The sequence below is a fragment of the Mammaliicoccus lentus genome, from assembly GCF_947036595.1.
Classification (GTDB): domain Bacteria; phylum Bacillota; class Bacilli; order Staphylococcales; family Staphylococcaceae; genus Mammaliicoccus; species Mammaliicoccus lentus.
Genome location: NZ_OX344834.1, coordinates 2,746,737 through 2,757,140 on the forward strand (window position 1 = coordinate 2,746,737; position 10,404 = coordinate 2,757,140).

Here is a 10,404-nt window from a genome sequence, read left to right on the forward strand (position 1 = left end):
TTATATCACGAATCAATATTTCTTCTTAATATAAATCATCGAAATTCTTCTGGAAAATGAACTATACCTCGTACTTCTTTGTTAGGATGGTCCCATAAATATTTGAACATAAAATCTTCGTTCTTAATTTCAAATGAAGGATAAATGTCAAATTCCGCTGCATTTCTATAACCTAGTTCGCGATAATATGTTTCATCTCCCATGACGACAACACCAATATAACCATTTTCATAAGCTCGATACTCTAAAGCTTCAATTAAAGCTTTACCAATCCCTTTATTTTGGACTTCTGGTAAAACTGATACTGGCGCTAAAGTTAGAACTGTATTACTATCTTCTTCTGAATCGACTGTTACTTCTGTCATCATCGCATGCCCTAGTATTTTTCCGCCTTCTGTCTTGGCAACTACTTCTAACTCGGCATTATAATGTGGAGATTTTCTAATTCTACCTATTAATTCATGTTCTTTCGCATTTACATAATCAGTATTTAAAAAAGCTTTTTTCACTACTTCTTTCGCTAATTCATATTCAGATTCTATAATCGTTCCGATATATAATTGCGTCATATATACTATATCCTCCTGATATAAGAAAAAGGGTGACCGAGGTCACCCTTTTTTGATTTATATATAATATGTTTAGTTGAATAAAAAATATACCGTGCACCTTTGCTTGGAACAAACATCACAAGCGTTACCTCAGTCGTTAGCTAAACTTCGGCAACCCTACGGCACATACAATGATCCACTTAATGCTGCTTCCTTCCGGACCTGACATGATTCATGGGTTTGTATTGCATAGGACCGACGTCTTCAGACACCACGTGCTGAGGGCAGACCTCACAATAATATGTCCGCGGCAAAGGAATTCAGTCTTGCTAAAGCGGATTTCAAGTACAGGGAACCGCTACCTCCCCACTTAGCACGGCACTTTATATAGTACAACAAAACCATTATATTTGGCAAGAAAAAACTATTGATCTATTACAGGTTTATTCAAAACCCTTCTAGAAAAATCGACAAATTTGAATTCTGTCGCAATATGTCTAGAGATATTATATTGAAATCTTTCAGCATTACTCAAATGAACAATACCTCTAACTGTAGCTGTATATAAAGGATCTAAATGCCCAAAATATCGTTCTTCTTTCTCTGTCATTTTTTCAAAAGTAATAGATTTATTTGAATAGCTTATTTCTACATTCATTTCATTTTCAATATATTGATAAATCGAATGAGACGCTACTTCTTTTGAAAGTTTGGGTATCACTTTGCAAACAAAGTAATCCTCATCCATGATATGAACTTTATTATTTTTTTGTCTTGTTCGAATGACGTGCCATAGCTTATCGTGATTATTCAATTCTAAAGCGTGTTGAACAATTGGCTCGTCTTCAGCATTGATAACTTCAAATACTTCAACTACCGTTTCATAGTCAAGACCTAGTCTATTATTAATTTCTTGGAAACTGATCATTTCAGATATTGGAAATTGAATAATTCCTTCATATATAACAACTGAACCTTTTCCACGTAACTTTTGTATATAACCTTTTTCTTGTAGAAGATTTAATGCTTTTCTTACTGTTTCTCTCGAAGTTGAATATATCTTTGTTAATTCATTTTCTGAAGGTAATTGTTGTAAGTGTGCATATTCACCATTTATAATTTTTTTACAAATTGACTGATAGATTTTCATATACTTATTCATTGTTTCACCTCTATACCTTCAAAACTTCATAGTTAAATGCTTTTTAAATTAGCAACAAATGCATCAAAAGGCTCTAGCATATTGCCATTTAAATCATTATTAGCCACTATCAATTCGCCTTCCATATCAATATCCTCAGGTATTTCAACCTTATCATTTGTATAGTTAGCTACAATCAACCACTCTTCATTATCTAACTTTCTTTTGTAAATAAACAAGTCTGGATGATCCATATATAGTGGTTCTACATCTCCATACGTTATAATATCATGTTTATGACGAATATCAATTAACTGCTGATAAGTGTAGAAGATTGAATTCTTATCTTTAATCGCCGCTTCCACATTAATTTCTCTATAGTTATCCGGTATGCCTATCCAAGGCGTGCCTGTTGTAAAACCGGCATTTTCCTCATCTGTCCATTGAACAGGTGTACGTGAATTATCACGAGATTTTTGTCCAATAACTTTCATAATCGTATCTTCATCCAAGCCTTGATTCCTTAGACTACGATATGCGTTTAATGTTTCAATATCTCGATATTGATCGATTGATGTAAACTTAGGATCAGTCATACCTATCTCTTCACCTTGATAGATATAAGGTGTTCCTTGCAACATATGAAGTGATATAGCAAGCATTTTAGCTGATTTAACTCTGTTAGCTTCTGTTTCATCATTACCAAACCTTGTCACAACTCTCGGTTGATCATGATTACACCAGAAAATAGCGTTCCATCCATTACCTTTAGCAATATTAACTTGCCAATCCATCAGAATACGTTTTAATTCTATAAAATCAAATTTCATATCAGACCATTTCTCACCATTTTTATAATCTACTTTTAAATGATGGAAATTAAATACACTATTTAATTCTTGTCTTTCAGGGTTGGTGTATTTTATACAGTTCTCTATTGTAGTAGAAGACATTTCTCCTACAGTCATAATATCTTTATTTCCAAAAGTTTTTCGGTTCAATTCATGTAAATATTCATGAACTTTTGGCCCGTCCGTATAAAATTCTTTACCGATTTCCTCTGAATCTTCAAAAGCACCTTTAGAAATTAAGTTAATAACATCAAATCTAAAACCATCTACGCCGAAATCAATCCAATAATTTATCATTTCATAGATTTCTTCTTTCAATTGGTCATTTTCCCAATTTAAATCAGCTTGAGAGACGTCGAATAATCTTAAATAATAACTTTCAGTTTGTTCATCGTACTCCCAAGCGTTACCACCAAATTTAGATTCCCAGTTTGTTGGCGGCTCATCTTTAGTACCTTCTTTCCAAATATAATAATCTCTATACGGATTATCTTTAGACTTTCTAGATTCAACAAACCAATGATGTGACGTAGACGTATGATTAATCACAATATCCAGCATTACTTTAATGCCAAGTTTATGTGCTTCAGTAAGTAACTTTTCAACATCTTCTTTCGTACCAAAATCAGGATTGATTGCATAATAATCACTAATATCATATCCGTTATCATTCATTGGCGATTCATAAATAGGTGTTAACCATACATAATCTACACCTAACTTTTGTAAATAAGGCAATTTTTCGATAACCCCGTTTATATCCCCTTGACCATTACCAGTCGTGTCGTTAAATGATTTCGGATATATTTGGTATACTACTGATTTTTTCCAATCTGAAACCGCCATGTTTATGAACTCCTTTATTTAATAATATTATTCTTGCACCATTTCTTTCGCTTGTTCTTTAGCAAATCTTGAGAATACCACTGTTAAAATAGCTGGTAACACCATAGCTATAAATGTAGCGATAATATATACACCCCAATATTCACGTGTTATAGAAATAATTGCCGGCACACCACCAACACCAACTTTTCCTAATACGCCGTTTGCGCCAATAAACGCACCTAGTAAACAAGATGAAACGATAGAGGCTACAAACGGATATTTCAATGGTAAATTGACACCAAACATAGCTGGTTCAGTAACACCTAAGAAAGATGATATTCCTGAAGTCATTGCTAAACCTTGTTCTTTTACCATTTTACGCTTTCTATAAATCAACCAAGCACCAAATGCCGCTGAACCTTGACAGATATTAGATATAGCTAAGATTGGCCATAAATAAGTACCGCCTATACTACTTCCCATCAGTTGGAAGTCTACTGCTAAGAACATATGATGTAAACCTGTAATAACAAGCGGAGCATAGAACAGACCATACACTGCGCCACCTAACCAACCTGCGCTATCAAATATTCCTTTAATACCATTCGTAATAAGTGTACCAAGTTCTAATGCTAAAGGTCCTATAATAATAAATGATAAGAATCCAGTTATTAATAAAGCGACCGGACCAACGACTAACATTTTGATTGAATCATGCACGCGTTTAGCTAAGAATTTTTCAATTACAGATAATACCCATGTTGCTATTAATACCGGCAACACTTGACCTTGATAGTTCAATTGTTTAATTTCTAAACCAAACATATGCCATACTGGAATTTCATCTGATTTACCGCCACCAAGATCATATTGAGAAGCTAACTGAGGATGAACAAGTACAAGTCCTAATACTAATCCTAATATTGGACTACCTCCAAACACTCTCATAGCTGACCAACCAATAAGGGCAGGTAAGAAGATAAATGCTGTACTCGCAATAACGTTAATCATGTTTGCAAAATCAGCTAACCATGAATACTGGTCTACTAAAGATTTAGGACCAAATAAATCTTCAGCTGTTAACACATTATTTAACCCCATCAATAAACCTGCAGTAACGATTGCAGGTAAAATAGGAATAAATACATCACCGAGCAATTTAATTAATCTTTGCAAAGGATTCATTTTTTGTTCCGAAACTTTCTTCACTTCATCTTTAGAGCTTTCTCCAATTCCCGTTTCTTCTTGGAAAATTTTATAAGCTTCGTCAACTGTGCCTTGACCAATAACGATTTGAAATTGATTATTTGCTGCAAAAGACCCTTTCACTAAATCGATGTTGTCTAAAGCTTCTTTATTAACTTTACTTTCATCATTTAACACTAATCTTAAGCGGGTAACACAATGTGTGGCTGCATCTACGTTGTCTTTACCACCTATAGCATCAATAATCTGTTTCACTTCTTCTCTATTTACAGACATTGAACTCACTCCCCCTGTTTTTTATTACTTGAATTATAACTTGTATATACAAGTATGTAAAGGCTTTCAATTAATATTACTTTTATTCTGTAGTATGATTGAATAAAGGAGGTATAAATTATGTCATTTTTAACACATGAATATATGGAACACGATAACGTTTCATTAGAATTTGCTTCCGAGAATGAGACATTTTTAACAAATCACAACGAAAATAAAATATTCGAATCAGCAAGTTTAATCAAAATTCCGATTATGATTTATATTTTTTCGAAGTTAAATAAAGAAGAAAGACAAGAAAATTTAAAAATAGAACATAAAGTGAGTGGGAGCGGAGTATTACAAACATTGGATATCCCGTACTTAAGCGTTAACGACCTTGTTCAATTAATGATTGTCGTATCTGATAATACAGCAACAAATATATTAATTAATTACTTCGGCCAACAACATATCAATTTGTTTATACAACAAACTTTGAATTGTAAAAACACTGAATTAAACCGATTAATGATGGATGCTGAGGCGATAGACCAAGGTAAACAAAATTATACAACTTCTGAAGATATGATTAACATGCTTCGATATATCACTCAACATGCAAATGGAGATGATATGTTAGAAATTATGCGTCATCAACACTTAAATGATAAAGTTTCTATCTTTAAATCATTTTATGAAGATCAATTGATTTATTATTCAAAAACTGGAGAATACGACCATGTAGCAAACGATGTAGGCATTATACAATTTAAAGAAAAGTATTATTATTATAGTTTTCTTTCTAACACAGAAAATCCCGAAAAAGCGATAAAATTCTCTCACGATTTCGGGTCTTATATGATTCAATCTATATTAAAATGTTGATAGCCTAGCTGCTTTTACTAAGATTTTTTGATAATAACTACCTGTTAGTTTAACAATTTCAATACTTCTAGGTGTATGCGGTGCATGAATCATCATATCTTCACCCATGTAAATACCTACATGGGAAAGAAAACCTTTATCTTCAGGCTTACTGAAAAATAGTAAGTCTCCTGACTTTAAAGAATGTTCATCTAAAGGAATATCCGTCATAGCTTCATATTGTTCATCTGCATCTCGAGGTATATTGAAATTCTGGCTTTTATACATGTGGAAACATAATCCAGAGCAGTCATAACCATAACTAGACATACCTCCCCATAAATAAGGTAAATCAATAAATAATTTAGCATTATCTATAACGCCTTGCATTGAACCTTGTTTAAATGCGCCAAATTCATCACTCAGTTCAATATCTTTGCCATCAATAAGTCCGATACCTTCTGGTGTCTCTACTTCGATAAATTGTTGATCTAATTTTAAGACAGGCAATACTGTATTAAATGATAAAATTTGTTTAGTTGTGAAATCTGTATTGAACAATGTAGTTTTTGGCACTTTGACGCGCATGCGCTGATTGGATGCCTTGATATTCATATCGCCCAGTTGACTAGAAGGTATAAATCCTAGATAACCTTTATCATGTTGTTTGGATGGTTGTTCTAAACAGATAACATAACTCCATCCGTCTTGTTCTTCCAATACTTCTACCGCTTCACCATACAGTACTTGTGTGTCTATTCGACTGTCTTCAGTAAATGATAGTTTTTCTTCTAAATTAAGTTCCAACAACCATCGTTGGATATCAGCTGGGTACATAATACCATCACGATCTATATCTCGTGCTTTATCTGTATCTCTCCAAATTGTGCCAACGTTTACTCTGCAATACTTGATCATACACTCACCTTCTTAAGTAAAGATTTTCTATCAATTCCTAAACCATAACCTTTTGGCGCCGTCACTTTCGAACCATTATAAGCTATACCACCTACTACTTCACGATTAGAAACCATAAGAGGCGCATCGAAATCCACTCGTGTTACTTTATTGGCAGCTAAACTAAAGTGTAACGCTGCAGTTACTGAAACATGCGTTTCCATCATACAACCGACCATACAAGTAATATCATATTCGTTAGCTATTTCATGTATTTTACGCGCTTGATGAATGCCACCTGTTTTCATAAGTTTAATATTCCAGAGATTAATCGCTCCAACCTCAACTAATCGTTTAGCATCATGGACACTAAATAAGCTTTCATCTACCATTAGTGGAATTTGATATTCTTTTGTTAATTTACCTAATACTGAAAATTCATTTCTATTAACCGGCTGTTCTATACTTTCAATATTTAATGACGCTTCATCAAAATGTTTTAAAGCTTGTTCTGCTCCCTTTTCATTCCAAGCCTGATTAGCATCTACACTAAGCGTTGTATCTTTAGGTAAGGCAGCTCTTAAAGCTTTTAATCTATTTAAGTCTGTTTCAACACTATCTTTTCCGACTTTTATTTTTAAGTGATTATATCCTTCTTGTATGTATCTAAAAGCATCTTTAACCATTTCATCTGCTTCATTTAAACTTACTGTATAACAAGTTTCTAATGATTTATTTCCCGGGTCATTATTTAAGTATTCATACAGAGGAGACTTCGCTTCTTGTGCAAGCAAATCATATAGAGCGATATCTATTGCTGCCTTTGCACTAGAGTTTCCTACTAAGGCTTCGTCCATTTCATCCAATAAACCAATAGATAATGGCCTATTGATCAGCAATGGTTTAAAAACCTCTTCTATAGCTGCTTCTATTCCACCTTTTGTATCTCCCGTAATAACATACGTTGGCACTGCTTCACCAACACCAACCATCTCTTTCTGATTCGTTTCAATAAATACATAAATACTTTCTATAACATCAACAGTTCTAAGAGCTGTCTTAAAAGGCTTTTTCAAAGGCGTTTTATATCTATAGTATTTAATATCTGTAATAAACATACCCATCCCCCTTTGCATTAATAAACACCAGACTCAATTTGCAAAACCTTTTTATCTACATCTAATATTGCTTTAGTCCCAAATGGAATGCCAAAATGTGGTGTGCAATGGCCTATATCCACTTCATTTACAGTAGGCTTATTTAAACTGCCTATAAAATGCTGTAATACTTCTTCCATTTTTAATGATTTCTCTGGCTTTTTAGGTTTACTATTAGTAAATGGACCAATTATAAATCCAATTGCATCGTCTAGCTTTCCAGCAGATTTTAATTGTTGTAAAAAACCATCTACTTTATACGGTTCTTCTCCTACATCTTCTAAGAAAAGTATTTTATCCTTTGTATCAATTTCATAAGGTGTCCCTAAACTAGATACTAAAAGCGATAGACATCCCCCTACTATCTCTCCTTCTACGCGACCACTCACAAATGGTTTAAATCTTAATTGTTCTACAGGGTAATTTAAATCTTTACCTTCAAACAATTGTTCAAAGCTATTAATGGAAATATCATGATAATTCTCTCCAATATCAGAAGAGATCATTGGCCCTTGAAATGTTACTAACCCAGTTTCTTGTCTAATGGCATTATGTAAGCAAGTTATATCACTATAGCCCCATATAATTTTTGGGTGTTTTTTAAAAAGATTAAAATCAATTTGTTCAACAATACGCGGTGTTCCATATCCTCCACATGCACATATGATGCCCTTTACTTCATCATCCATTAACATATCATGCAAACTTTTTAGTCTTACTTCATCTGTTCCCGCTAGATGACCATAAGTATCGTGTATGTTTTCCGCTAATTTAAAATGAATATCATATCGCTCTTCCAAACGTCCCAAGCCAATTTTTAAATGTTCTTGGTTCGGAGGGCTTGCTAAAGCAACAACACCGATTGTATCTCCCTTTTTTAATCTCTTCGCTTTCATTAAAACACCCCTTTTTGTCAGAATATTCTTATATTATAACAAAATTATAAAACATTTGTACAAAACAAAAAGCACTACCTACAAAAGTAGGTAGTGCTTGTTTATATAATAGTCTTGGATATTTAATAATAATGGCGGAGGAAGAGGGATTCGAACCCCCGCGAGCCGTTAAGCCCCTGTCGGTTTTCAAGACCGATCCCTTCAGCCGGACTTGGGTATTCCTCCAAATAAGACAATATTTATCTTATACCAAGCCAAGACTGATGTCAATAATATTTCAATAATTTATATTGTAATTTTTTCCTTTAACGCCTTATCTACTGCTTTTGCTACTGCAAGTCCTTCTTTAATTGCCCAAACAACTAAACTTTGACCTTTTCTAGCATCTCCTGCAACAAATATTTTATCTTGATTTGTTTTAAAGTCTCTTTCATTAGCTACGATTTTATTACGATCAGTATTCAAGTTAAATGAATGAGGAACTAAATGTTCTGTACCTTCAAATCCGATTGAAAGTAATACTAAATCTGCGGGCCAATGACGTTCTGTACCTTCTACTATAACCATACCGTCATCTGTTTCTTTTAATACTTGTGTATATAGACCTCTAATATTACCGTTTTCGTCTACATCATACCTCATTGTTTGAATACCATAAGCTCTTGGTTCAAATCCAAATTTTTCACGATATTCTTTATGCGCATAATCTAATTTAAATATAGGCATTGGTAATGGCCACGCAGTGTTTTGTTCCATTTTATCAGTTAATCGTACATATTTATTAAATTGGACTACTGATTTACAATCATCTCTTAGTGCAGTTGCCACACAATCTGCACCAGTATCTCCCGCGCCAATTACAATCACATTTTTCCCTTTTGCCGTTATTGTTGGTTCTTCAATTTCTCCCATTTGTAGTTGTGTTTGTTCAGTTAAATATTCCATTGCGAAATGAATACCAAAACTCATACGTCCTTCTAATTGTAAGTCTCTACCTTTTTGAGCCCCTGTACAAACGATAATAGCATCATATTGCTCATTAAGTTCTTCTTTCGTGATGTCTTTCCCTACATTAATGTCGGTCTTAAAAACAATACCTGCTTCTTCCATCAATTTAATACGGCGCTCAATAACTGATTTATCCAATTTCATACTTGGAATACCATACATTAATAGTCCTCCTGGTTTATGATTACGTTCATATACCGTGACTTGATACCCTAATAAATTTAACTCTTCTGCTGCGGTTAAGCCTGCAGGTCCACTCCCGATAATAGCGACTTTTTCTTCTAAACGTGTATTTGGAACTTTCGGTTTAACGATCCCCATATCGTATGCTTCATCTATAATTGTACGTTCTATACCTTTAATCGCTACTGAATCATTATTTATTGCTAACACACAAGATGACTCACAAGGTGCTGGACAAACACGTCCGGTAAATTCAGGAAAGTTATTAGTTTCAGACAATCTTTCAAAAGCTTCTTCGAAATCTTTTCTATATACTAAGTCATTCCATTCCGGAATATAATTACCTATTGGACAACCTATCGTATCTCTCCCAAATGATGAACCTGTTTGACAAAAAGGCGTTCCACAGTCCATACAACGTGCGCCTTGTGTCGAAGCATCTTCTGTAGTAAATCTTTGTTGGAACGGTTCATATCCATTAATTCTATCTTTTAAAGATAACTCATCCAATTGCTTTTTAGGATACTTCATAAAACCTTTAAATTCACCCATATTATGCCCTCC

General features: G+C 33.7%; 9 protein-coding genes, 1 tRNA gene and 1 other RNA gene. 1 reads left to right on the plus strand and 10 read right to left on the minus strand.

Annotated features, from left to right (window positions below; translation table 11 throughout):
- Nucleotides 1-35: 35 nt before the first annotated feature.
- From ACNMOQ_RS13675 to treP, 5 genes are all read right to left on the minus strand, one after another.
- The gene (locus ACNMOQ_RS13675) at nucleotides 36-569 is read right to left on the minus strand and encodes a GNAT family N-acetyltransferase (protein WP_064204258.1); all 534 of its coding nucleotides are present in this window, start codon (nucleotides 567-569) and stop codon (nucleotides 36-38) included.
- A gap of 92 nt (nucleotides 570-661) precedes the next feature.
- An RNA gene (ffs, locus tag ACNMOQ_RS13680) (signal recognition particle sRNA large type) lies at nucleotides 662-930 on the minus strand.
- Between the two features lie 45 nt (nucleotides 931-975).
- Complete coding sequence (gene treR / locus ACNMOQ_RS13685; RefSeq protein WP_017000879.1) at nucleotides 976-1,713, minus strand: trehalose operon repressor; 738 nt, start codon at nucleotides 1,711-1,713, stop codon at nucleotides 976-978.
- A gap of 32 nt (nucleotides 1,714-1,745) precedes the next feature.
- Nucleotides 1,746-3,389: an alpha,alpha-phosphotrehalase gene (treC, locus tag ACNMOQ_RS13690; protein ID WP_416350000.1), complete on the minus strand. Its 1,644-nt coding sequence runs from the start codon at nucleotides 3,387-3,389 to the stop codon at nucleotides 1,746-1,748.
- A gap of 27 nt (nucleotides 3,390-3,416) precedes the next feature.
- Nucleotides 3,417-4,853: a PTS system trehalose-specific EIIBC component gene (gene treP, locus ACNMOQ_RS13695; RefSeq protein WP_064204260.1), complete on the minus strand. Its 1,437-nt coding sequence runs from the start codon at nucleotides 4,851-4,853 to the stop codon at nucleotides 3,417-3,419.
- A gap of 120 nt (nucleotides 4,854-4,973) precedes the next feature.
- Here treP and ACNMOQ_RS13700 point away from each other — a divergent pair, with 120 nt between their 5' ends.
- On the plus strand, nucleotides 4,974-5,720 hold the full coding sequence (locus tag ACNMOQ_RS13700; RefSeq protein WP_416350001.1) for a serine hydrolase: 747 nt from the start codon (nucleotides 4,974-4,976) through the stop codon (nucleotides 5,718-5,720).
- On the opposite strand, the gene ACNMOQ_RS13705 is transcribed toward ACNMOQ_RS13700, so the two are convergent.
- The 5 genes from ACNMOQ_RS13705 to ACNMOQ_RS13725 form a co-directional block, all read right to left on the minus strand.
- Entirely contained in the window at nucleotides 5,709-6,617 is a 909-nt protein-coding gene (locus tag ACNMOQ_RS13705) for a C40 family peptidase (RefSeq protein ID WP_416350002.1), read from the minus strand. The genes ACNMOQ_RS13700 and ACNMOQ_RS13705 overlap by 12 nt on opposite strands.
- The gene (locus tag ACNMOQ_RS13710; RefSeq protein ID WP_416350003.1) at nucleotides 6,614-7,714 is read right to left on the minus strand and encodes a dipeptide epimerase; all 1,101 of its coding nucleotides are present in this window, start codon (nucleotides 7,712-7,714) and stop codon (nucleotides 6,614-6,616) included. The genes ACNMOQ_RS13705 and ACNMOQ_RS13710 overlap by 4 nt, the downstream gene beginning before the upstream one ends.
- A gap of 17 nt (nucleotides 7,715-7,731) precedes the next feature.
- A complete protein-coding gene (locus tag ACNMOQ_RS13715) occupies nucleotides 7,732-8,649 on the minus strand; it encodes a S66 peptidase family protein (RefSeq protein ID WP_064211301.1) in 918 nt (305 codons plus the stop codon).
- A gap of 132 nt (nucleotides 8,650-8,781) precedes the next feature.
- Nucleotides 8,782-8,874: transfer RNA gene (locus tag ACNMOQ_RS13720), tRNA-Ser, on the minus strand.
- 60 nt (nucleotides 8,875-8,934) lie between these two features.
- Entirely contained in the window at nucleotides 8,935-10,392 is a 1,458-nt protein-coding gene (locus ACNMOQ_RS13725; protein ID WP_416350004.1) for a glutamate synthase subunit beta, read from the minus strand.
- Nucleotides 10,393-10,404: the final 12 nt, after the last annotated feature.